At 65.9% G+C, this 22,031-nt stretch carries 17 protein-coding genes; 8 read left to right on the top strand and 9 right to left on the bottom strand.

Annotated elements, in window-relative coordinates; genetic code table 11:
* Positions 1-18 precede the first annotated feature (18 nt).
* Positions 19-951, bottom strand: coding sequence for a helix-turn-helix domain-containing protein (locus AABA84_RS09460; protein WP_338306283.1), 933 nt, complete (start codon positions 949-951; stop codon positions 19-21).
* Between the two features lie 412 nt (positions 952-1,363).
* On the opposite strand from AABA84_RS09460, the gene AABA84_RS09455 reads away from it, so the two are divergent.
* From AABA84_RS09455 to AABA84_RS09435, 5 genes are all read left to right on the top strand, one after another.
* Positions 1,364-2,299: a helix-turn-helix transcriptional regulator gene (locus AABA84_RS09455; RefSeq protein ID WP_246550551.1), complete on the top strand. Its 936-nt coding sequence runs from the start codon at positions 1,364-1,366 to the stop codon at positions 2,297-2,299.
* 98 nt (positions 2,300-2,397) lie between these two features.
* Entirely contained in the window at positions 2,398-2,718 is a 321-nt protein-coding gene (locus AABA84_RS09450) for a hypothetical protein (protein WP_212249875.1), read from the top strand.
* A gap of 109 nt (positions 2,719-2,827) precedes the next feature.
* Entirely contained in the window at positions 2,828-4,033 is a 1,206-nt protein-coding gene (locus AABA84_RS09445; protein ID WP_338311940.1) for an NAD(P)/FAD-dependent oxidoreductase, read from the top strand.
* Positions 4,034-4,135: 102 nt separating this feature from the next.
* Positions 4,136-5,089: an MBL fold metallo-hydrolase gene (locus AABA84_RS09440; protein WP_338311939.1), complete on the top strand. Its 954-nt coding sequence runs from the start codon at positions 4,136-4,138 to the stop codon at positions 5,087-5,089.
* 121 nt (positions 5,090-5,210) lie between these two features.
* Entirely contained in the window at positions 5,211-6,164 is a 954-nt protein-coding gene (locus AABA84_RS09435) for an MBL fold metallo-hydrolase (protein ID WP_338311938.1), read from the top strand.
* Between the two features lie 78 nt (positions 6,165-6,242).
* Here AABA84_RS09435 and AABA84_RS09430 read toward each other — a convergent pair whose 3' ends face one another.
* The 3 genes from AABA84_RS09430 to AABA84_RS09420 form a co-directional block, all read right to left on the bottom strand.
* Positions 6,243-8,825 carry an EAL domain-containing protein gene (locus tag AABA84_RS09430; RefSeq protein WP_212249886.1) on the bottom strand — a complete coding sequence of 861 codons (2,583 nt, stop codon included), beginning with the start codon at positions 8,823-8,825 and terminating at the stop codon, positions 6,243-6,245.
* A gap of 158 nt (positions 8,826-8,983) precedes the next feature.
* The gene (locus AABA84_RS09425; protein ID WP_212250090.1) at positions 8,984-10,285 is read right to left on the bottom strand and encodes an MFS transporter; all 1,302 of its coding nucleotides are present in this window, start codon (positions 10,283-10,285) and stop codon (positions 8,984-8,986) included.
* 102 nt (positions 10,286-10,387) lie between these two features.
* Entirely contained in the window at positions 10,388-12,778 is a 2,391-nt protein-coding gene (locus AABA84_RS09420) for a bifunctional diguanylate cyclase/phosphodiesterase (RefSeq protein ID WP_338311937.1), read from the bottom strand.
* A 329-nt stretch (positions 12,779-13,107) separates the two neighbouring features.
* Here AABA84_RS09420 and AABA84_RS09415 point away from each other — a divergent pair, with 329 nt between their 5' ends.
* The gene (locus tag AABA84_RS09415; protein ID WP_212249890.1) at positions 13,108-14,274 is read left to right on the top strand and encodes an ABC transporter substrate-binding protein; all 1,167 of its coding nucleotides are present in this window, start codon (positions 13,108-13,110) and stop codon (positions 14,272-14,274) included.
* Positions 14,275-14,280: 6 nt separating this feature from the next.
* Here AABA84_RS09415 and AABA84_RS09410 read toward each other — a convergent pair whose 3' ends face one another.
* The 4 genes from AABA84_RS09410 to AABA84_RS09395 all read right to left on the bottom strand — a co-directional run bounded on the left by AABA84_RS09410 (position 14,281) and on the right by AABA84_RS09395 (position 18,970).
* Positions 14,281-15,258 (bottom strand): NAD(P)-dependent oxidoreductase, encoded by a 978-nt coding sequence (locus tag AABA84_RS09410; protein ID WP_338311936.1) that lies wholly within the window; start codon positions 15,256-15,258, stop codon positions 14,281-14,283.
* Between the two features lie 12 nt (positions 15,259-15,270).
* Positions 15,271-17,130, bottom strand: a complete 1,860-nt coding sequence (locus AABA84_RS09405) for a TRAP transporter large permease (RefSeq protein ID WP_212249894.1) — start codon at positions 17,128-17,130, stop codon at positions 15,271-15,273.
* 1 nt (position 17,131) lies between these two features.
* Positions 17,132-18,163, bottom strand: coding sequence for a TRAP transporter substrate-binding protein (locus tag AABA84_RS09400; protein ID WP_338306227.1), 1,032 nt, complete (start codon positions 18,161-18,163; stop codon positions 17,132-17,134).
* Between the two features lie 363 nt (positions 18,164-18,526).
* Entirely contained in the window at positions 18,527-18,970 is a 444-nt protein-coding gene (locus AABA84_RS09395; protein ID WP_338311935.1) for a DoxX family protein, read from the bottom strand.
* Between the two features lie 94 nt (positions 18,971-19,064).
* Here AABA84_RS09395 and AABA84_RS09390 point away from each other — a divergent pair, with 94 nt between their 5' ends.
* Together AABA84_RS09390 and AABA84_RS09385 are read left to right on the top strand one after the other, a co-directional pair.
* The gene (locus AABA84_RS09390; protein WP_338306225.1) at positions 19,065-19,985 is read left to right on the top strand and encodes a LysR family transcriptional regulator; all 921 of its coding nucleotides are present in this window, start codon (positions 19,065-19,067) and stop codon (positions 19,983-19,985) included.
* Between the two features lie 143 nt (positions 19,986-20,128).
* Positions 20,129-21,607, top strand: coding sequence for a caspase family protein (locus AABA84_RS09385; protein ID WP_338311934.1), 1,479 nt, complete (start codon positions 20,129-20,131; stop codon positions 21,605-21,607).
* Between the two features lie 52 nt (positions 21,608-21,659).
* Here the strand turns inward: AABA84_RS09385 and AABA84_RS09380 are convergent, their stop codons facing one another.
* Positions 21,660-22,031 carry a hypothetical protein gene (locus tag AABA84_RS09380; protein WP_212475203.1) on the bottom strand — a complete coding sequence of 124 codons (372 nt, stop codon included), beginning with the start codon at positions 22,029-22,031 and terminating at the stop codon, positions 21,660-21,662.

The following is a 22,031-nucleotide window of genomic DNA, read 5'->3' as shown; positions in this document are numbered from 1 at the left end:
AGGCTCTTGGGAGCCGGATCACGTTTCGCTTTCCGGCGCGCCCTGCGCCTCGCGGCGCCACATTCCCGGGCTGATGCCGACCACCGAGGAAAATACCCGGGTGAAGTGGCTTTGATTGGCGAACCCGGCCGATATCGCAATCTCCGCCAGCGACAGGTCGCGCACCGTCATCAATTGCTTGGCCGTGTCCACGCGCTGGCGCAGCAGCCATTGGTGCGGCGGCAGGCCGGTGGAGAGGCGAAATGCCCGCGAAAAATGACTGACGGAGAGATCGAACTCGGCTGCGATCTTGTCCAGTGAAAGCTTTCCGCGGAGATCGGATTCAAGCCTTTCGCAAGCCCGCTTGACCTGCCATGGGGCAAGGCCGCCGCGCGCCGGCTCGGCGGCGCTCCGCAATCCGCCGTAGGTCGTCGCAACATGTGCGGTGAGCGCGAGCATCATGTGGTCGATGAAGAGCTGGTTGGCCTCATCAGGCTGGCGCAACGCCGCCAGGAACGACGCGCCGAGATGGCGGATCGTCGTATCGTCATGGCCGACGCCGGGCTGATAGGCGAGTTCGCCGATCCGTGGCGCGCCGCCTTGCCTCGCCATGTCGTCCAGCACCGAACGGGGCAGATAGAACAACAGGGAATGGAAAGGCTTGTCGATCACGTAGCGCGGATCGCGCTTCAGGTCGTACAGGTATGTCGCGCCGGCTTGGATATCGCTCTTGATCACGCAGCGGCCGCGCTCCCAGCACTCGCAATCGGCGAAATCGCGGAATTTCAGGCCAACGAGATAGGCGTCCTCCGAGGGCATCGAATCGGAAAGACGCGGCATGGGATGGTCATCCCGGGTCTCGGTGACGGCGAGCTCGGCGCTGCGCAGCGAACGCGTGACCAGCGTTGGCGGCGCATCTTTCAGATGCAGAAACCGTTCGACCTTCTGCGCGAAGGCAGCTGCCTGTGCCATGGGCGTGGAACTCATATGAGAGGAGATTTGGGAACGCGGCGCCGCCGCCAAATCACGCCCAATTATCCGACATCGCCAAGCGACGGTCCAGACCAGCGGCTCGGGGCGACAGCCGTGTGACGGCCCGCCGCATTTCTTGCCTCAGACCCCTTTTCACGAGCAATCTCAACGGGCTTGGGTGCCTCTCGCGCAATCTCCGTTCAATGCCTCGGCATGCGCATCACCGGCCCATCGTGCGTTTGTGAAAGCGCGCGCCGGCTTGGAGCAGGATCGGACAAAGCACAACCGCTTCAGGAAATACGCTGAGCCTTCGCCGCGCATAGAACACGCCCCGACCCGTACAAATACGGACACTGATCGAAAGCTTGAGCTGATCAGGAGGAGCCACGCGATGACCGGGAGCACTGCACTCATGCGCAATCCCTCGCACAAGGGCTTGCCACCCGCGCAGAGCCCACAGTCGGACGATCGCTCGAGTTCCGAGCGACGCGCCGATGCGGAGATGGCGCGCGTGCTCGGGACCGAACCACTTCGCATGGCATTGGAGTCCTCCGGTGCCGGGATCGCCCATTGGAAACATGATCCATTGCACGATGTCGTCGAGCCCATGAGCCACCACGTGATCATGGCCTACAACGGCATGATGCAACGCATGGAGCGGCGGACGGGAAAATCGATTGCGATCGGTACGTTTCGTCCCGGCGTATTGATCATCATTCCGGAGGGATCGAGCTCCCGATGGGACATTCCGAAGCCCGTCGATGTGGTTCAACTGTATCTTCCGGATGCAACGTTGAAGCGCGTTGCTCGCGAAGCCGAGATCACGGGAACGGACGACCTGCTGGAGCGGACGGCGCATCCTGACCCGATTACGTCCCGGCTACTCCTGAGCGCGGCAGATGCGCTCGGAGGCAATGAAGCCCTGGATACGCTGTTCCGGCATCAACTGACAGATCTTCTCGCCACGCGCCTGCTGGTTGCGCACACAGGTTCGCCCACCAAGCTGCAGCCGACCATGGGCGGGCTGTCGCCGAAGATCCTGCTCCGTGCGATCGAACGGTTGCGCTCGGACAGCGATGCGGACGTCTCGCTCGATGCCCTGGCTTCCGATGCCGGACTATCGCGCTTTCACTTCTGCCGCGCCTTCAAGGAGAGCACCGGCCTTTCCCCGCACTCCTGGCTGCGCCAACACCGGCTCGAGCAGGCCATGAGCATGCTGCGCGACAGCGACGAAGCGGTCGTCTCGATCGCCGCGGCGCTGGGCTATTCGTCGCAGACGGCGTTCGCAGCCGCCTTCAGGAAGCTGACCGGCGAGACGCCGAGCGACTGGCGCAGGCATAAGCGTTAACAGCAATCGCGATGCAACCACGGCAATCGCTCTGGCGCAGCGGCAAATTCGATCCGCTAGACCATCACCATGCCCAGACCAATCGACGGAGATCGAAGATGACCTGGAAAAACTTCATCAGCCGGCGGGTGATCGCGTCGCGCCGCCGAGGCCTCGCAACCGCAACCTTGTACGGACTCTCGCTGGCCGTTCGCTTCACGTCGGCAACGGGCGAAGAGGTGGAGATTCCGGCGCAAGCCATGCATCCGACCTACCCGCTGGTGTCCATCATGATCCGGGATGGCTCCGGTCTTCCCTACCAGGACTGGGGCCCGAGGACGACTCAGCCGGTCGTCTTTCGACAAAGTTGGCTACGCCAAAGTTGGTTGCACCAAGGCTGGCCATCGAGTTCGCCGCTGTCGCGCTGCGTAGCGCCTTAACACCGGCGATTCACTTCACCTCTTCGTGCCGTCACCGGACGCTGCTTTGAGCGGAGCAGCGACGGCTCGCGCACGGACTTTTGAAACGCAGAGATCAAGGAGTAGACCCATGCGACTAGTCATCATCGGCGCCGGCTTTGCCGGCATGTACGCCGCCCTTTCCGCCGCTCGCCTGCGTGAGATCCAAGGCGTCTCGCCAGACCAGCTCGAGATCGCGCTGGTTGCCCCCGAACCGACGCTCGTGGTTCGCCCGCGGCTCTATGAATCGAAGCCGGAGACCCTGACGGCGCCCCTGCTTGAGGTGCTCGAGGCCATCGACGTCAGCTATGTGCAAGGCAGCGCCGAGACGGTCGACACCAGATCCTGCATGGTGAAGATCGCCACGGCGAAGGGCACGAAGAAGACGCTCTCTTACGACCGCCTCGTCGTGACCACCGGCAGCCGGCTGTTCCGTCCGAACATTCCGGGTCTTGCCGAGCACGGCTTCAGCGTCGATTCACTGGACGATGCGATCGCGCTCGACAAGCACCTGCATGGTCTCGCCAAGCGACCGGCCACGAACGGGCGCGACACGGTCGTCGTCGCCGGCGGCGGCTTCACCGGCATCGAGGCGGCCACCGAAATGCCGGCGCGGCTTCGCGAAATCCTCGGCACGGGCGCAAGGACTCGCGTCATCATCGTCGAGCGCAACGATGCGATCGCGCCCGACATGGGCGCAGGCCCCCGCCCGGTCATCGAGCAAGCTCTGCGCAAGGTCGGCGTAGAGACACGGATCGGCGCCGGTGTCGCCTCGCTCGATCAATCCGGCGTCACGCTGTCGAGTGGTGAGCACATCGAAACCGAGACCGTGATCTGGGCGGCGGGCATTCGCGCGGCGCCGTTGACGACGCAAATTCCCGCCGAGCGCGACAGTTTCGGCCGGTTGCTTGTCGACCGCTGCCTGCAGGTGACAGGCGTTCAGGGCGTCTTCGCGGCCGGCGATGCGGCACGTGCAGCCTGCGACGACGAGGGCAATTACGCACTGATGTCGTGCCAGCACGCGACGCGGATGGGCGCCTTCGCCGGCAACAATGCCGCGGCCGAGCTGCTCGGCCTCGCGACCAGGCCTTACCACCAGAAAACCTACGTCACCTGTCTCGACCTCGGCGAAGCCGGCGCGCTGTTCACGCGCGGCTGGGAGCGCAATGTCGAGATGGTCGGCGACGTCGCCAAGAAGACGAAGCGGGAGATCAACACGGTCTGGATCTACCCGCCACGCGCCGAGCGCGCCGCGGCGCTCGCGTCAGCCGATCCGGAACGCGTGACTGATCTCTAAACGCCAACCCGATGACGGGCCGCGCTCCCTGCGGGCGCGGCCCCGCTGCAGCCCATGAGCAATCCACAGCATGAAACAATGCGAACAGAGGAGCCTTCAAAGATGAATCAGATGATCTCTCACGCTCAGAAGGAGACGAACATGAACCTGCACGACACCGCACATTTCGACAGAGCGCGGGCCGACGAGCTTGTTCCGTCGCGTTATGCGCTCCGTGTCGGCGAGATCGACGTGATGGTGATCAGCGATGGCGTGCTGACGCCGCCCGCGGAGTCGATGGCCACCAACGCCGATCCCGCTGCAAGAGGGGCGTGGCTGGACGACATGTTCCTGTCGCGGGACGCGTTCGATTGGGCGCTGAACGAGGTCGTGGTGCGCAGCGGCGACCAGACCATTCTCATCGACAGCGGGCTCGGTGTGGAGTACCCGGACTTTCCGCGCGCCGGGCAGCTGGGATCGCGACTCGATGCTGCCGGCATCGATCTTGGATCCGTGACCGACGTCGTGCTGACCCACATGCACTTCGACCATGTCGGCGGGCTGCTCGTCGACGGGGTGAAGCAGCGGCTGCGTCCGGACCTGCGCATCCACGTGGCCGCGGCCGAGGTCAAGTTCTGGGGCGCGCCCGATTTCTCCCGCACCGCCATGCCGCCGGCGCTTGCCGACCTGGCTCGGCGAGCATCCAGGCAATTCCTGGACGAATACCGCAACCAGCTGCGCATTTTCGAGCAGCAGCACGAGGTCGCGCCGGGCGTGGTCGTCAGTCGTACCGGCGGCCATACACCCGGGCATAGCGTGGTCCGCCTGGCGTCCGGCGGCGACCGGCTGATGTTCGCGGGCGATGCCATATTCCCGGTCTCGTTCGACCATCCCGAATGGCACAACGGCTTCGAGCACGATCCCGAGGAAGCGACCCGCGTCAGGATCCGGCTTATGCGCGAGCTGGCGGAGACGGGCGCGTGGCTGGTCGCCACACACATGCCGTTCCCGTCGGTCGGCCGGGTCGCGGCCACAGGCGACCTGTTTCGTTGGGTACCGACCTGGTGGGACTACTGACCGCTTGTTGGATCTGGTCGCCCCAGAGCGCCTCCATTCTCCGAACACCTCATCAGCATTGGCCGCACTGCCCACGGCAGACGCGCGGTCTCTTACAGACTGAAGAAAAGGAGCTTTCAAGATGAACCAGACGATCCGTAACACTAAGGAGACGAACATGAACCTGCACAACACCACACGCCCCGGCGGGCCGGGGCCCCGAGAGCTGGTTCCTTCGCGCTACGCGCTGAAGATCGGCGAGATCGACGTGATGGTAATCAGCGACGGCGTACTGACGCTGCCGGGCGCGATGCTGGCCCACAACGCCGACCCGGCCGTTCGCGCGGCGTGGCTGAAGGACATGTTCCTGCCGCCGGATGCGTTCGATTGGGCGCTGAACGTGGTCGTGGTGCGTAGCGGCGACCAGACCATCCTCGTCGACGCCGGACTGGGATCCGACCCGGACCTGCACTTGCCGCGGGCCGGCCAGTTGAGCAAGCGACTGGAAGCCGCCGGTATCGATCTTGAGTCCGTGACCGACGTGGTGCTGACGCACATGCACATGGACCACATTGGCGGGCTGCTCGTCGACGAGGTGAGGGACCGGCTGCGCCCGGACCTGCGTATCCACGTGGCAGCTGCCGAGGTCAAGTTCTGGGAGGCGCCCGATTTCTCCCACGTCTCGATGCCGCCGGGATTCCCCGACGCGCTTCGGGCGACCGCCAAGCGGTTCGCGAAGGAATACCACAACCAGCTGCGCACCTTCGAGGAGGAGCACGAGGTGGCGCCGGGAGTGGTGGTCACGCGCACCGGCGGCCACACCCCCGGGCACAGCGTGGTCCGCCTGGCATCCGGCGGCGATCGGCTGACATTCGCCGGCGACGCCGTGTTCACTGTTGGGTTCGACCACCCCGACTGGTACAACGGCTTCGAGCACGATCCCGAAGAGGCGGCCCGAGTCCGGGTCCGCCTTCTGCGGGAGCTGGCAGCGAACGGAGAGTTCCTCGTCGCCACTCACATGCCGTTCCCGTCCATCGGCCGGGTGGCGGTCGACGGCGACCACTTTCGCTGGGTGCCAGCCTTCTGGGACTACTGACCGCTCGTCGGGTTAGAGCCGAACCGGGGTGCGTACTCACGGTATGAGTGAGTTCGCACCCTATTTTCGAACCTGCCCCTAAGCCGACCGCCTCACAGCATCGCTGCCCGCCGCCCCAATATCCAGCCGCCCCAGCATCGCCCTCGCCTGCTCGGCGCAGTGCTCGATCAGCCAGCGTTCGAACGCGACGGGAGGAAGCGCGGGGGCATAGAGGAAGCCCTGCACGACGTCGCAGCCGAGTTCGGCCAGCGTTTTGCGCTGGCCTTCGGTCTCGACGCCTTCGGCGACGACGGTCATGCCGAGGCCTTGGCCGACGCGCACCACGGCGGTGGCGATTGCGAGCGCGCCGGCGTCACGCTCGATGTCGCGCATGAAACTGCGGTCGATCTTCAATTCGCGGATCGGCAGATGCGCAAGACGGCTGAGGCTGGAATAGCCGGTGCCGAAATCGTCCACCGAGAGCCCGACGCCGAGCTCGCGGATCGCGTTCATGGTCTCCAGCGCCGCGACGCTGTCGTGCATGAAGGCGCCTTCGGTGATCTCCAGCATCAAGGCGTCCGCCGGCAGATCGTATTCGGCGAGGATGTCCTTGAGCCGCGCGGCCAGCGTGACGTTGCGGAAATTGATCGGCGACAGGTTGACCGACACGCTAGGGATGTTGAGCCCGGCGCGGCGCCAGCTCGCCATCTGCCGGCAGGCCTCGCGCACCGACCACAGGCCGATCTGCTCGATCAGGCCGCACTCCTCCGCGAGTGGGATGAATTTCGCCGGCGAGACGTCGCCGAGCACGGCATCACGCCAGCGCGACAGCGCCTCGACGCCGTGGATGGCGCCGTCGCAGCTGCGGATCTGCGGCTGGTAGCTGAGGGTCAGCGCGCCTTCGGCGATGGCACGGCGGAGCGCCGCGATCAGCGCCAGCCGCTGCTCGGTGAGCCCGTTCATCTCGGCGCTGAAGATGCGGTGGGTCGAGCGTCCCGCCTGCTTGGCCATGTACATGGCGGCATCGGCCTGCTGCATCAGGGTGTCGATGTCGGTGGCGTGATCGGGATAGAGGCTGATGCCGATGCTGGCCGACATCGGCATCAGCTTCGATCCGAGCCTCAAGGGTGCGGCCAGCGCTTCGGTGATCCCGGCCGCGACACGCTCGGCGCCCTCGGCGTTGCGTTGCGGCAGCAGGATGACGAACTCGTCGCCGCCGAGCCGTCCCAGCATGTCCTCGGGGCCGATCTGCTCGCGCAGGCGCTGGGCGAGCTGGATCAGGAGCTCGTCGCCGGCGGCGTGACCGAGCGTGTCGTTGACGTCCTTGAAATGATCGACGTCGAGGAAGGCCAGCGCGACATGGCTTCCGGTCGGGCAGGCATCGATCGCCGTGGTGATCAGGTTCCGCAGCTGGGCGCGGTTCGGCAGGCCGGTGAGGATGTCGTGATAGGCGAGCCGCGCGATCTCGGCGCGCGCTTCCTTGCGTTCGATCGCGAAGGCGCCGAGATTGACGCAGGCCTCGACGATGCGCCGGTGCCAATTGCTGGGCGCGCGGGGTTCTTGATAGTAGAAGGCGAATGTCGCGATGACCCGGCCGTCCTTGGCCTTGACCGGGGTCGACCAGCAGGCGCGCAGCCCGATCGCGAGCGGCATGGCCTTGTAGGGCTGCCAGCGCGGATCGGTCTCCAGGTCGGTCGCCAGCACCGGCTCGCCGTAGAAGGCGGCGGTGCCGCAGGAGCCGACGTTGGGGCCGATGGCCACGCCGTCCAGCGCGCGGGAATAGTCCTCGGGCAGAGAGGGACCGCCGAGCGGATGGATCAGGCCCGCGGCATCGACATGGAGCAGCGAACAGACCACGTCGGGCGCGATCTCCTCGACGCGACGGCACAGCCTGTCGGCGATCTCGCCGATCGGCACCTCGTCGGCGAGCGCGCCCATGATGAGCTGCTGCAGAGAGCGCAGCTGCTTGGTTTCGGTGATGTCCTCGAGCAGCGCGAAGATGTGCCTGACCCGGCCCTTCGTGTCGCGGAAGGCATCGATCCGGGCGCAGACCCAGATCTCCTCGCCGTCCTTGTCGTAGGCCAGCACCTCGGCCTCGCCGCGGCGACCGCCATGCATCAGGCGCTTGATGAGCTTCGCGATGGCCTTGCGATCGGTGTGCCGGCCGCCAATCAGCTCGCCTGCGCGGCGGCCTTCGGCCTCCGCGTCGGTGTAGCCGAACAGCGTCGTGAAGGCGGAATTGACGTAGACGATGTTCTGCTCGGTGTCGCTGATGATCACCGCCCGGTTGGTCTGGTCGGAGACGGCGTGGAGAAGTCCAATCCTGACGCGCCGCTCGGCTTCGATGGTGACGTCGCGCGCAAACACGATGTAATGATTGGCGCCGCCGATGGCCACGGAAGACAGCGCGACAGCCGCCCTGATGCGGCTGCCGTCAGGACGCACGAGACTGATCTCGTCCCGGAGATCGGTCACCGGATCGGCCTGGAAGCCCTTGAGGGTGAGAATTTCTGCATCGCGACCGAGCACGTCGGTGCGCGCCAGCTTCCAGATGCGCTCCGCGGCGGCGTTGAAATGCGTGATGCGATGGGCGTCATCGACGATGACGACGCCATCGTCGGCGCGTTCGAGCGCGGCTCGCAGCACGTCCGGAATTTCAGTGCGACAATCGAAGGCGGACATCGTTTGACCCGGCGATAGCGGGAAAATGCGGCAATCGCTCAGACGCTAACGCTCCGATGGTGTCCAAGACGTTTTTGCCGCCCTATCGCCTCGGGACCAAGACGCGGCATGCTTAACGATCGGCGAAAACCACGACGGTATGTTGATGCGTGCGGAACCTAATCGGCGCCGGTTCCTGCCTGGAGCTTGTGCAGCCGCCCGGCGACGGCCCGCACCTTCCGCGGCGCGGCCTGCCAGATCGAGAGCGCCGACAAGGCGCTCACGATCATCGCGATGGCGAAGGCGAGCGTGTAGTCACCGGTGCGATCGTAGAGGAAGCCGGTCACCCACGGTCCGGCCGCACCGCCCGCCAGCGCCGCCAGCATGATCGTGCCGAAGATGCTGCCCTGGTGCTTGCCCTGGAAAATCTCGAACACCACGGCGCCCATGATCGAGGTGAGGCCGTAGCCGAGCGCGCCTTGCGTGAACACCATCACGTAGACCAGCCACAGCGACGGCTGGAACTTCAGCGCCATAAGCGCCGCAAAGCAGATCACAAAGCCCGCGCAACTGATCGCCCACACCCATTCCCGTCCGATCCGGTCGGAGACATGGCCGAGCAGGATCTGGCCGGGAATGCCGAGCAGGCTGACGATGCCGAGCGCCCACACCGCGACACCGGGACTGAAGCCGATGTCGAGCAGGAATTTGGTCTGGTGCACCTGCACCGCGTACCAGATGTACAGGCCGCAGAAATAGCCGAGTGCGATCCACCAGAATCGCGCGGTCGCCACCGCGCGTTTCAGCGTCCAGTCGGTCCCGACCCAGACGGGATCGACGATGTTGGAGATCGGCTGAGCCGCGCCCGCGGCCGGGGCGGCATCACCGTCCGGCTCGAGGCCGATGTCCTGCGGGCGCTTGTGCAGCAGCAGATTGACCGGCGCCAGCACGACCAGGATGAGCAGGCCCATCGCGGTGCAGGCGGTGCGCCAGCCGGTCTCTTCGATCATGTGCTGCACCCAGGGCAGCAGCGTCACCGAGCCGATGCCGACGCCGGCGAAAGCGATGCCGATGGCGAAGCCGCGCTTGCGGATGAACCAGTTCGGCAGGAACAGCGACTGGCCGGAATAGCCGAGACACACCGAGCCGGCGCCGACCATGACGCCGATGGTGACATAGAGATGCCAGGGCGCGCTGGTGAGCGGCGCAAGCAGCAACCCGCCTCCCATCAGCACGACGCCGAGCTCCATCACCGCGCGCGGGCCGGCGCGGTCCATCAGGCGGCCGATCAGCGGGCTGACCACGCCCGACACCACGAAGCCGAAGGAGAAGGCACCCGCGGTGACGCCGCGCTCCCAGCCGAATTCGGAGATGATGGGAGGAAAGAACAGTGAAAAGGCGGTGCGCGCGTTGACGCCAATGGCCATGGTGACGAAGGTCACGGCGACCACGACCCAGCCGTAGAAGAACGGAAGCCGCATATTTGTGTGTTTCATCCCTGGACGGTCCTACCGACCATCCGGGGGTGCCCGGGTCAAGCGAATTCCGCGCATGCCCGTCGGGCGAGATGCGACAGGGCGATCTCAGGCGGCGTCACGCCGTGAAGGTTTGACGGGTGCGTCGAACAGGATCCGCTCGATCGGCTGCGGGCGGCCGAACAGATAGCCTTGCGCGAAATTGACGCCGAGCGCCTTCAGCCGCTCGTACTCCTCGCGGGTCTCGACGCCCTCGGCGGTGACCGACATGTCCAGCCCGCGCGCCAGCGTCACGATCGAGGAAATGATGGCGGAGCTGCGCGGCTGCTGGGTGAGGTTGCGGATGAACGACTTGTCGATCTTGATCTTGTCGAACGGGAACGCCGTCAGATAGCTGAGCGAGGAATAGCCGGTGCCGAAATCGTCGAGCGCGAGCTCGACACCGAGCAGTTTCAGCCGCTGCATGAAGGCGTGGTTCTCGCCGCCGCGCTCCAGCAGCACGGATTCCGTGATCTCGATCTCCAGCCGCTGGGGCGGCAGGCCGGAATCGGCGAGCGCCGCGCAGATCACCTCGAACAGCTGGGCCTCCTTGAACTGGATCGGCGACAGGTTGACGGCGACCGCGAGGTGGGAGGGCCAGTCGGCCGCATCCGCACAGGCGCGCCGGAGCACGAACTCGCCGAGCGGCACGATCAGCCCGGTCTCCTCCGCAAGCGAGATGAACTGGTCCGGCGGGATCAGGCCGCGGGTCGGATGCCGCCAGCGCACCAGCGCCTCGAAGCCGCGCCGCGCGCCGCTGAGCGCGTCGACGAACGGCTGGTAATGCACCTCCAGCTGGCACCGCGCGATGGCATCGCGCAGATCCCCCTCCAGCGTGTTGCGCGCCTCCAGCTCGGCCGACATCGCCTCGTCATAGATGGTGAAGCAGTTGCGGCCTGCCGATTTCGAACGATAGAGCGCAAGGTCCGCCTTCTTCAGCAGCTGCTCCTGATCGCTGCCGTGATCCGGCGCGATGGCGATGCCGATGCTGGTGCCGATCTCGACGCGGTGACCGGGCAGCAGGAACGGTTCGGTCAAGAGCTTGGCGATCCGCGCCGCCAGCTCGGTCGAGCAGGCGCGCTGATCGGCGCCGGTTTCCTGGATGATGGCGAACTCGTCGCCGCCGAGCCGCGCCAGCACGTCGTTGGCGCGCACGGCGGATTTCAGCCGCTGCGCCACCTGGCGCAGCAGCGCATCGCCGGCACCGTGACCGAGGGAGTCGTTGACGTTCTTGAAGCGGTCGAGGTCGAGCATCAGGATCGAGAACGGCAGACCTCGCACACTCAGCTGGCTGTTCATCTCGTCGAGCCGCGTGAGGAAGAAGGCGCGGTTCGGCAGTCCGGTCAGGATGTCGGTCTGGGCGAGCTCGAGCACCCGCCGGTTCGCCAGCGACAGCCGCCGCGAATTGCGGCTTGCGAGCATGAGATAGGTCGACAGCGACAGCGTCAGCAGCATGCCGACGATCAGCACCGTGCCGGCGCGATCGTAAGTCGTCTCCAGCGGACCGCCGGCGGTTGGAACCGCCCGCACCTGCCAGTCGGTATCGCCGATCTTGAGGCTGCCTGCCCAGTGCAGCGCCCGCGCGACGTCCCGCATCGATTGCGGCGCCGTGGCCGCCGAGGAATAATCCGGCAGCATCTGCTCCAGGCTGACGATCTGCGCCGTGAAGGGCGGATAGACGTTCATGCTGACAGCGGGGCTTGCCCCGGTGGTGACGCGAATGGCCTGGATCAGCAGCGGCAGGTCGAAGACGCCGACCACGAAGCCGGCCAGATTGCGGCGCCGGTCCGCGACCGTCTCGCGCGACGTCCCCTTGGCGTAGACGGGAATGGCGACGAGAACGTCGGGCAGTCGGCCCCCCTCCTTCGGCTCGAACAGGCGCGTGCGAATGGCTGCGACCTTGTCGCTGTCGCGCGCGCGCTCCAGCACCGCGCGGCGCTCCGGAACGGTGGCATAATCCATGCCGTAGACCGACGAGGTCTTCGGCTGGGTCGAGTAGAACACGGGAAAGTACTCGTCGCTCTGCGGCGCCGTCGCAAAGCCCTCGCTCTGGAGCGACTTGATGCGATAGCCGGACACGCCGTCCGCGATCGCCGCGGTCTCGTATTCCGCGCGCTCCTTGCGGTTGACGCGCGGCAGCCAGGCAATGCGCAGCATGCCGGGATGGCGCTCGAACAGGCGGGCGCTGAAGGTCTCGAACTCGCTGCGGGTGACTTCGTCATTGGTCGATTCGAACAGCGTGCGCAGCGCGACGAGCCTGGAGATGTATTCGCCCATGCCATTCTGCATGACGATTGCTTCGGTTTCGGCCGCGTTCTCGAACTCGATCCTGTTGACGCGGTCTTCCCACCGCGCCACGGCGGCCGCGCCGACAACCGAGAACAGAAGACCGACGCCGACCGCGACGAGCGCAGGGCGATACAGCCCGAGCAGCGGCGCGGCACGCCACCATCCGGTCATACGCCTCCGATCCTGATCGTTCTGATCGCGATCACCCATCTTGAAGCCGCCGTCCCCCTGTCCGCGACGAACCGAACCTCTGGTTGAGGTGCCGGCGCCGCTATCGGAACAAGACTGCGGTTAAGAACTGCACAATTTCGGAACCCGAGCATTCCGCGACGCGCGAATTAGTTAATGAAGTGTCCGAATGATCCGGCATTGTGGAAACAACTTGCCGGTTTTGCCCGGAGTACTACGGGCTGCCGCCACGTCGCCGGTTAGCGAGCTATTCAGGCTCGCAGGAATATGCTGCATGAGGCTGCTTCCATTCATTCAGCAAGACCTTCCCGATGCATCGATTTCGATCGGCGACATCCCTCGTCCTGACCATCGCGCTCCTCGCCGCGACCATGCTTGCCGCGAGAGCCGACGAGGCCGGCGTCAGCGAGGATGCGATCCTGTTCGGCCAGGCCGCCGCGCTCGAAGGCCCCTCCTCCGCGCTCGGACAGCGCATGCGGCAAGGCATCGTCGCCGCATTCACCGAGATCAACGCCGAGGGCGGGGTCCACGGCCGCAAGCTCCAGCTCATCAGCCGCGACGACGGCTACGACCCCGACCGTTCGGTGGCGCAGACGCTGCACCTGATCGAGGACGACAAGGTGTTCGCGCTGATCGGCGCGGTCGGCACGCCGACCGCGATGGCGACAATTCCGATCACCAGCGCCAGGAACGTCCCCTTCATCGGTCCGTTCAGCGGCGCCGAATTCCTGCGCGACCTCGAGCTTGCCAACGTCGTCAACATCCGCCCGAGCTATGGTGCGGAGGCCGAGGCGTGGATCAAGCACCTCACCGAGGATCGCCACTTCACCCGCATCGGCATCTTCTACCAGGACGATTCCTTCGGCCGCGACGGTCTGACCGGCGTCAAGCGCGCGCTCGCCAAGCGCGGCCTCGAGCTTGCCGCCGAAGGCACCTTCGAACGCAACACCCGCGCGGTCACCGCGGCCTGGCGGGTGATCAAGCGCGCCGAACCCGAGGCGATCGTGATGGTCGGGACCTATGGTCCCTGCGCGGAGTTCATCAAGCTCGCGCACCGCAGCGGCTTCTATCCGACCTTCGTCAACGTCTCCTTCGTCGGCGCCAATGCGCTGGCCAGGGAGCTCGGTCCCGACGGTGAAGGCGTCATCGTCTCGCAGGTCGTGCCGTTTCCATGGGATCGCTCGCTCAAGCTCGTCGCCGACTACCAGGCGGCGCAGAAGGCGTTCGATCCGACGCTGACACCGGACTTCGTGTCGCTGGAAGGCTATCTCTCCGGCCGCCTCGCGGCCGCGGCGCTGGAAAAGGCCGGACCGAAACCGACGCGCGCAAACCTGCTCCGCGCCATCAACGATGTCGGCCACTTCGATATCAGCGGCAGCACCGTCACTGTCGGCCTGCGCACGATCGACACGCCGCCGAAGGTGTTTTTGACGGTGATCCAGAAGGACGGGACGTTCAAGGCGGTGGATCGGCTTTAGGGCCGCTCACGGCCGCCGCGTCCAGCGCGCAGCGTTGACCGCGCCCGGGGGAATTTCGCCCCTGACGATCGCTTCGACCTGCCGAACCGTTTCCAGCGACTGGTATTCGATCGCCTGCGGCGTCAGCCCGCCGACATGGGGCGTGGCGACGACGTTGGGGAGCCTGGCCAGCTCCGGCGTCGGCATCTGGTCGGGCGCGCGGCCGACATCCATCGCCGCGCCGGCGATGCGGTTCTCAAGCAACGCCTTGGCCAGCGCCGCCTCGTCGACCAGATTGCCGCGCGAGAGATTGATGAAGACGGCATGCTTCTGCATGCGCGCCAGCGCCGCCTCGCCGATCAGGTTTTCGGTCTGCTCGTTGGCGATGGCGAGGCAGACGACATAGTCGGATGCGGCGAGGAGCTCGTCGAGGCCGACCTGCCTGATGGCGCTGTCGCTGACGGTGGTGAAGGGATCGGCGACCAGCACCTCCATGCGCAGCACTTTTGCCACCTCGGCGAGATAGCGCCCGATGCTGCCGTAACCGATGATGCCGATTTTGCTGCCGGCGAGCTGGCGGCCCATCCGCGCCTCGACCTTGCGGCCGGCCTGGTAGTCCGCGGTCGTCCGCGACACGCCGCGGGAAAGATCGACCATGAAGCCGAGCGCGAGCTCGGCGACGGCCTGAACGAAGCCGGGGCCGGCGCGGGTCACGAGCACGCCGGCCTCTGAGGCCGCCTCGACATCGACGTTGCGGATGTCGACCGCGCAGCGGACGAAGGCGCGCAGACGCGGCAGCCTTGCAAAGATCTCGCCGCGTCCCTCCGTCATGCGATCGGCGACGATGATGTCGGCATCACCAGCGGCGCGCACGAGGCCGTCCGCGTCCAGCGTTTTATCGCTCTCATGCAGGATCACCTCGGCGGCCGCGCGCAAACCGCTTAGGCTGCGATCGCCATAGTAATTGCGCCGCATCTCCGGCGTGTGAGCGAGCAGAACCTTCACGACAAAACTCCTTCAGTAGCCGAATGCCCGCGGCAGCGCGGTCGACAGCCACGGCACGAAGGCGATGACGAGCAGGCAGAGGAACAACAGGCCGAGATAACCCATGATCGGCTTCACCGTCTGCTCGATCGGCACGTTGCCGATCAGGCAGGCGCCGTAGAGTCCGAGCCCGAGCGGCGGCGCGAACAGGCCGATGCCCATGGCGATGACCAGCACGACGCCGAAATGCAGGGGATCAACGCCGAGCTGCACCGCGACCGGCAACAGCAGCGGCCCGAAGATGATCAGCGCGGCGGCGCCCTCCAGCACCGAGCCCATCACGATCAGCACGGCGATCGCGAGCAGGATGAACAGCCAGACGCCTGAGGTCTTCGACAAACCGAGCATGAAATCGCCAACCGCATGCGGCACCTGCTGCAAGGTCAGCGTGAACGCAAGCGACTGCGCGGCAGCGACGATGAACAGCACGAGACCGGCGCGCGTCGCCGCCTGCACGAAACTGTGCGCGGCCGATTTGAAGCTGAGCTCGCGGAACACCACGCTGCCGACGACGAGCGCATAGGCTACCGCGAAGGCAGAGATCTCGGTCGCGGTGGCAAAGCCGCTCTTGAAGCCGAAGAAGATCATGAAGATCAGGCCGAACGAGGCGATCGCCCCGCTCCACAGCCCCGACACGGGCATCTGCGGCTCGACGTCCTCGACCCTGTCCGGCCGCTTGCCGAAGATGATGGAGACCGCAATCAGCACCAGCGCCATCAGCGCCGACGGCAAGAGCCCCGCAACGAACAAGCCGCCGATCGACAGGTTCGCCACAAAGCCCAGGATGATCAGGTTGATGCAGGGCGGGATGGTCTCCGCCATCACCGCGGACGCCGCCAGCAGCGCCACCGCGCCGCCAGGGTTCTGCTTCGAGCGGCGCGCCGCCGGGATCAACACCGAGCCGACCGCGGCGACATCGGCCATCTTCGAGCCCGAGATGCCCGAGAACAGCACCATCGAAGCGACCATCACGACGTTCAGTCCGCCGCGCATGCGGCCGACCCCGCGCTGCAACAGCTCGATCAGGCGCACCGACATGCCGTTGGCTTCCATGAGATAGCCGACGAGGATGAAGAACGGGATCGCAAGCAGCACGAAATTGTCGATGCCGCGCGCCATCTGCTGGGCGAAGATGACGCCGGGCAGCGCGCCCTCGACCCAGATGAAGATGAGCGCGGCAAGCGCCAGCGCAAAGCCGATCGGCAATCCGCCGAACAGCGTCACGAAAAAGCCGATCAGCATCAAGGTGCCCGCCGACGGGACCGAGGACGGCGACAGATAATCCCAGGCGAGATAGAGCCCGGTGACGACGATGATCGCAACGAGCCCCCTGACGATATCGGGAAGCGGCCTCGCGCAGAGATGGTCGATCGCGAACACCGTCATGAACAGCGCGCCGACGCCCATCGGATAGAACGTCAGCTCCAGCGGCAGGCCAGAACCGGTGGTCTGGCCTGCAGTCAATGAGCCCAGCTTGATGGCGTTATAGGCGACGTAACCCGAGATCAGCACCACCAGCAGCGCGCCGGCGGCATCGACCAGCGTCCGCAGCCGTGCCGGCAACAGGTCGCGGAAGAACGACACGCCGACATTCTCGCCGCGCGCGAGCGCGCTCGCGGCACCGAAGAAGGCCGAGCCGACCATCAATCCGCGCGCGACGTCGTCGGACCATTCGACCGGCGCGTTGAAGAAGAAGCGCAACAGCACGGACGCACAGACCACGACGAGATCGGCGGCGAGCAGGACGGCCGCGATCGCATCGCTGAGGCGAAGCAGCAGGGTGATGCTCCCGTGGCGGCCGCCCGGGAGCGGCACGGCGGCTGTGATCGTCATCTCAGGCTTGCGTTGCGCGGATGATGTCGATGACGGCCTTGGATTCCGGCCGCGCCTTGATGAAGTTCTCGGTCTGCGGCGCGACGCGCTTCCTGAACGCCTCGCGGTCGCATTCGGCAACCGTCACGCCCTTCTCGGTCAACGCCGCCAGCGCCTCCTTCTCGACCGCAAGCCCATGGGCACGCGTGTCGGCCGCGGCCTTCTTCGCGGCATCGAGGAAACCCTCGCGCAGCTTCGGGTCCATGCGGTTGTAGGTCATGTCGCTGAAGTAGATCGCAAGCGGCGAGAAATTGTGCTGCGTCAGCGCGTAGAATTTCGCCGTTTCGAAGAACTTGCTGGCAAGGATCGTCGGCGGATCGTGCTCCAGGCCATCGAGCACGCCGGCCTGCAACGCCGTGTAGATCTCGCCGAACGCCAGCGGCGTCGCGGCGGCGCCCATCAGGCGCAGGCATTCGGTGATGACGGGATTCGGCAGGGTGCGGATCTTGAGGCCGGCGAGATCTTCCGGTGTCTTCACCGGCTTCTTGGCAAAGACGCTGCGCGAGCCGAAATTATAGGCCCAGGCGATGATGCGGATGTTGCCGCCCTTGAGCAGGGCGTCCTCGATCGGCTTGGCGGCGCCGGCATCGAACGCCTTGGTCTGCTGCGGGAAGCTGGAGAACAGAAAGCCGAGATCGTAGGTGCCGACCAGCGGCACCAGATTGGCCGAGATCGAGGAGCCCGACACCATGAGATCGATGACGCCGAGCTTCACCGAGTTGATGACGTCGATCTCCTGGCCGAGCTGGTTGTCGGGGAAGAACGCGACCTCGATCTGCTCGCCGAGCCCGTTGCCCTTCAAATTCTTGACGAGGTTGTCGTAGTAGACGCGGCCGTTGGCGTATTTGGGATCGTTCGGCAGCGAGGAGGAGCATTTCAGCTTCAGCGTCGCGGCCTCGGCACGGCCGATGATGGCGGGGGAGAGCACGAGGCCGGCGGTGACCGCCGCCGATGACTTGATGAACGCGCGACGGTTCACGGGCACGATGGTCATGGTGCGGTCTCTCCCCGATTGTTCTTTTTCGCGACCGCGGTCGTTGCCGCAGCCCGTTGCAACGACTGTATGGCCAAAGCGACGGCGCGGGCAAGGGTTGCGGCCGGTGAGGAAGCGGACGCGGGGAGGAACAAGCATTCCGGCGAACACGCAGTGGAATGCCTGTGTTTGCCGATGTTTTCGACGAATGCCGCGCGATGGTCCGGCGAACGAAAGACCCGCCAGGCAAGATGGACGCGGATCGATCCAATTCAGGTATGGATCAATACCGAACGTAGATTGATCGGCCTGGTACGAAGCAGACGAATGAAAGCCGCGGGATCATGATCCCGCGGCTTTCAGGTTGGAGCGAATGCCGTGACGTCAGCGCGAATGCGCGACGCTGAGCTGGCCGCCCGCCGCCGCGACATCACGCGAGGGACGCAGCGCGTAGGCGCCGTCGCCGAGCAGGGCCTGCGCGACCAGCGCGATTGCCCAGAAGGCGGGGTATTCCCAGCCGCCCTTCGGATTGGTGAAGAAGAAACCGGCGGCGCCGTGCACCGTGAAGATCGCGCCGAGCAGGATCGGAATGCCGGCGAGCGCGGCATAGCGGGTCCAGAGGCCGAGGATCAGCGCGACGCCGCTCAGCACCTCGACGGTGATGATGAGGTAAGCGAGCTCGGGCGGAAAGCCGAGGCTGCCGAAGAATTTTGCGGTGCCGGCGGGCGTGAACACGAACAGCTTGAGGCCGGCATGGGCCAGGAACAGCGCGCCCAAGGTCACGCGCAGCACCAGTGCGGCGTACGGGGCGGTACGGGAATCGATCATGGGGTGTCTCCTTTGGCCGCAACATGATCTATTCTCATTCCAACGATAATCCGCTATTATCGAAATACACTTCACACCTACAGAGTGAGGTTATTTGCTCGACCGCCTGACCAGCCTGGAGGTCTTCGCCAAGGTCGCCGCGAGCGGCAGCCTGTCCGGCGCGGCCCGGGCCATGGGCCTGTCGCAGACCATGGTGACCAAGCATGTCGCCTCGCTCGAGGCGCGGCTCGGCACGAAACTGTTCCACCGCACCACGCGGCGGCTCTCCATCACCGAGGCCGGACGGAGCTATCTCGAATCCTCCGAGCGCATCCTCGCGGACATGGAGGCCGCCGATGCCGCGGTTGCGCGCGAGCGCATCGAGCCGCGCGGACTGCTGCGGGTCAACGTGCCCGTCGTGTTCGGCACCAGGCAGATCGCGCCGCTGATCGCGGAGTTCTGCGAACGCCATCCCGAGGTCACGGTCGAACTCGGCCTCAACGACCGCCTCGTCGACCTTGCCGAGGAAGGCTGGGACCTCGCGATCCGCATCGGCAGCTTGCGCGACTCCAGCATGGTGGCGCGAAAGCTCGCGCCGAACCGCCTCGTGGTCTGCGCCACACCTTCATATCTTGCCAGGCACGGCACGCCGCGCACCGTCGCCGATCTCGCCGGGCACAATTGCCTTGGGTACACGCTCTCGCAGCAGGCGAGCGCGGCGGAATGGCTGTTCGGCGCAGAGGGCGAAATCCGCGTCCAGGTCAGCGGCACCTTGCGTGCCAACAACGGCGATGCGCTACGCGCGGCGACGCTGGCCGGCCTTGGCCTCTCGCGACAACCCACCTTCATCATCGCCGACGATCTCCGCTCGGGCGCGCTCGTCGCGCTCCCGCTCGACCAGCCGGAAATCCAGACCTCGGCGGTGCACGCGGTCTACCTGCCCGACCGCCGGCCACCGGCCAAGGTACGCGCCTTCATCGACTTTCTCGCCGCGTGCTTTGCGCCTGACCCGCCCTGGGACCGCGGACTGCCGTGACGCCGCACGGCCTGCCGCGCCGGCCAGGCAGACATCCTGCCCGATTTGTCGCACGCCCAGCGTGAGCTAGCGCACAGACAGTGTCATGGCACCGACCTAGAAAAAGTGACATCATCGCGCGTATTGCCGATGGAGGTGACATCATGCGCCGTCCAGCCTTTCGCCATTTGCTTCTTGCATCAGGCCTTCTTGCGCTCACACAACTGATGACACCAACGGAGGCCGCCGCCGAAGCCCGGCTCGCGCTGGTGATCGGCCAGTCCGCTTATCGGACGGTGCCGGAACTGCCCAACGCCGCCAATGATGCCAAGGGCATGACGGAGCTGCTCGGCAATGCCGGCTTCACCGTCACCACGGTCGCCAATCTGGCGCAGAACGAGATGCGCGCGGCGATCTCGGATTTCGCCGGCAAGGTCAGCGCCAGCGGCGCCGACACGGTGGCACTGGTGTTCTATGCCGGCCATGGCCTGCAGATCGACGGCGAGAATTATCTGGTGCCGGTCGATCTCGATCCCAAGCGCGAGGCCGACATTCCACTCCAGGGCGTGCGGCTGAACGACATGCTCAACACGCTCGGCGCGCTGCCGACGCGGGCGCGCATCTTCATGCTCGATGCCTGCCGCAACAATCCGTTCCCGGCGCTCAGCGGCGCCGGCCACGGGCTTGCGATCGTCGACACCAAGGCCGGCGCGCCGGGCTCCTTCATCTCCTATTCAACCTCGCCCGGCGCCGAGGCCGAGGACGGCAGTGGCATCGACAGCCCCTACACCACGGCAGCGCTCACCGTTGCCAAGCAGCCCAATCTGCCGATCGAGGAAGTGTTCAAGCGCATCCGCGTCGCCGTCGCGCAGTCGACCGACGGACGGCAGATCCCCTGGGAAAGCTCCTCGCTGACGACCGACTTCAAGTTCTTCGGCGAGAGCAGCGGCAGCCAGCCGGCCATGCCGGGCGCGTCCTCGATGGCGCTCGCCAGCGGCACGCGCAGCGTCGAGGATTGGCGCAAGGACTTGCAGGGCAAGCCGGCCATGGTCGCCTATGAACTCGTCATCACCGACGACACGGTGCCGGCGTATCAGGCCTATATCGAGCTGTACGCACAGGACACCCGTACACCGCGCGTGCGCACCGTGCTGGAGCGGCGACGGCAGATGCTGGCCTGGGAGCGCGCCACCGCGATCAACACCCGCGCCTCGTTCGAGGCTTATCTTGCGAACTGGGACAACAGCGACCTCGCGGCAACCGCACGCAGGCTGTTGCTTCGCGTGCAGAACCGAAATTACGGCCTGCCTGTCGCCGCCGCTGCGAGCCCTGCCCCGGTCGCCGTCGCGATGGCCCCGACCTGCCCATGCTCGACCCCGTCGAGCCCGGCAACGCCCGTCAATCCGAGCGTCGCGCCCGTGATCAAGAAGCGCGTCGACGACACACCGCCCAAGCGCAAGGTGGTCGAGACGCCGCCCAGGCGCCGGTCGCCGCCGGACGAAGTGGTCTACGAGCGCGCCCCGCCCCCGGGGCCGCCGCCAGCTGCTGTCATGCAGGGCATCGGCGTCGGTATCGGGATCGGCATTGGAATGGGCGGCCGCGGCGGCGGCGACCATTATCGCGGCGACTACCGCAGATACTGAGACTGTCGAGCATAGACATTGATCCGGCTCGCGCCCGACGCGCGAGCCGGATCTACTGCGCCAGCGCCGGATAGTCGTGTTGGACGGCCTCCCGGATCCAGCCCGCCTGGATCGCGCGAAACAGGATCTGCGCCGTCTTGATATCATTTGCCTTCACGCAGAGGTCGACGATGCGGCGGACCGCATCGTCGCGCATCAGATCGTCTGCGATCTTCATCGCAATTTCCATCGCGACGCGGGCTGCACGTTCAAAGCGCTCACGTTCGCGCTTATCAGCCTGTGCGGCGCCTCCGACAGCCTCCGCGCCCGCTCTCGCAGCCTCGCAGATGTTACGAATGCGCTCCGCCGCGTCGATATCGCCGATCGGTCCCTGGATCGGCTCATCCCAGATGTCGGCCGGCTGCCGCCTTGCGAACCACTTCAT

This window comes from Bradyrhizobium sp. TM239 (genome assembly GCF_036247985.1).
GTDB classification, from domain to species: Bacteria; Pseudomonadota; Alphaproteobacteria; order Rhizobiales; family Xanthobacteraceae; genus Bradyrhizobium; species Bradyrhizobium ottawaense.
Note: the sequence above shows the minus strand (reverse complement) of the source record. Positions and strands in the feature narration are given on the sequence as shown.

Excerpts from the sequence above, each read along its gene's own strand:
- AABA84_RS09400 (WP_338306227.1), bottom strand. The coding sequence starts at position 18,163 with ATGACCATCGTGCCCGTGAACCGTCGCGCGTTCATCAAGTCATCGGCG.
- AABA84_RS09450 (WP_212249875.1), top strand. The coding sequence starts at position 2,398 with ATGACCTGGAAAAACTTCATCAGCCGGCGGGTGATCGCGTCGCGCCGC.
- AABA84_RS09460 (WP_338306283.1), bottom strand. The coding sequence starts at position 951 with ATGGCACAGGCAGCTGCCTTCGCGCAGAAGGTCGAACGGTTTCTGCAT.
- AABA84_RS09440 (WP_338311939.1), top strand. The coding sequence starts at position 4,136 with ATGAATCAGATGATCTCTCACGCTCAGAAGGAGACGAACATGAACCTG.
- AABA84_RS09420 (WP_338311937.1), bottom strand. The coding sequence starts at position 12,778 with ATGACCGGATGGTGGCGTGCCGCGCCGCTGCTCGGGCTGTATCGCCCT.
- AABA84_RS09455 (WP_246550551.1), top strand. The coding sequence starts at position 1,364 with ATGCGCAATCCCTCGCACAAGGGCTTGCCACCCGCGCAGAGCCCACAG.
- AABA84_RS09395 (WP_338311935.1), bottom strand. The coding sequence starts at position 18,970 with ATGATCGATTCCCGTACCGCCCCGTACGCCGCACTGGTGCTGCGCGTG.
- AABA84_RS09385 (WP_338311934.1), top strand. The coding sequence starts at position 20,129 with ATGCGCCGTCCAGCCTTTCGCCATTTGCTTCTTGCATCAGGCCTTCTT.
- AABA84_RS09445 (WP_338311940.1), top strand. The coding sequence starts at position 2,828 with ATGCGACTAGTCATCATCGGCGCCGGCTTTGCCGGCATGTACGCCGCC.
- AABA84_RS09380 (WP_212475203.1), bottom strand. The coding sequence starts at position 22,031 with ATGAAGTGGTTCGCAAGGCGGCAGCCGGCCGACATCTGGGATGAGCCG.
- AABA84_RS09415 (WP_212249890.1), top strand. The coding sequence starts at position 13,108 with ATGCATCGATTTCGATCGGCGACATCCCTCGTCCTGACCATCGCGCTC.
- AABA84_RS09430 (WP_212249886.1), bottom strand. The coding sequence starts at position 8,825 with ATGTCCGCCTTCGATTGTCGCACTGAAATTCCGGACGTGCTGCGAGCC.
- AABA84_RS09435 (WP_338311938.1), top strand. The coding sequence starts at position 5,211 with ATGAACCAGACGATCCGTAACACTAAGGAGACGAACATGAACCTGCAC.
- AABA84_RS09405 (WP_212249894.1), bottom strand. The coding sequence starts at position 17,130 with ATGACGATCACAGCCGCCGTGCCGCTCCCGGGCGGCCGCCACGGGAGC.
- AABA84_RS09425 (WP_212250090.1), bottom strand. The coding sequence starts at position 10,285 with ATGCGGCTTCCGTTCTTCTACGGCTGGGTCGTGGTCGCCGTGACCTTC.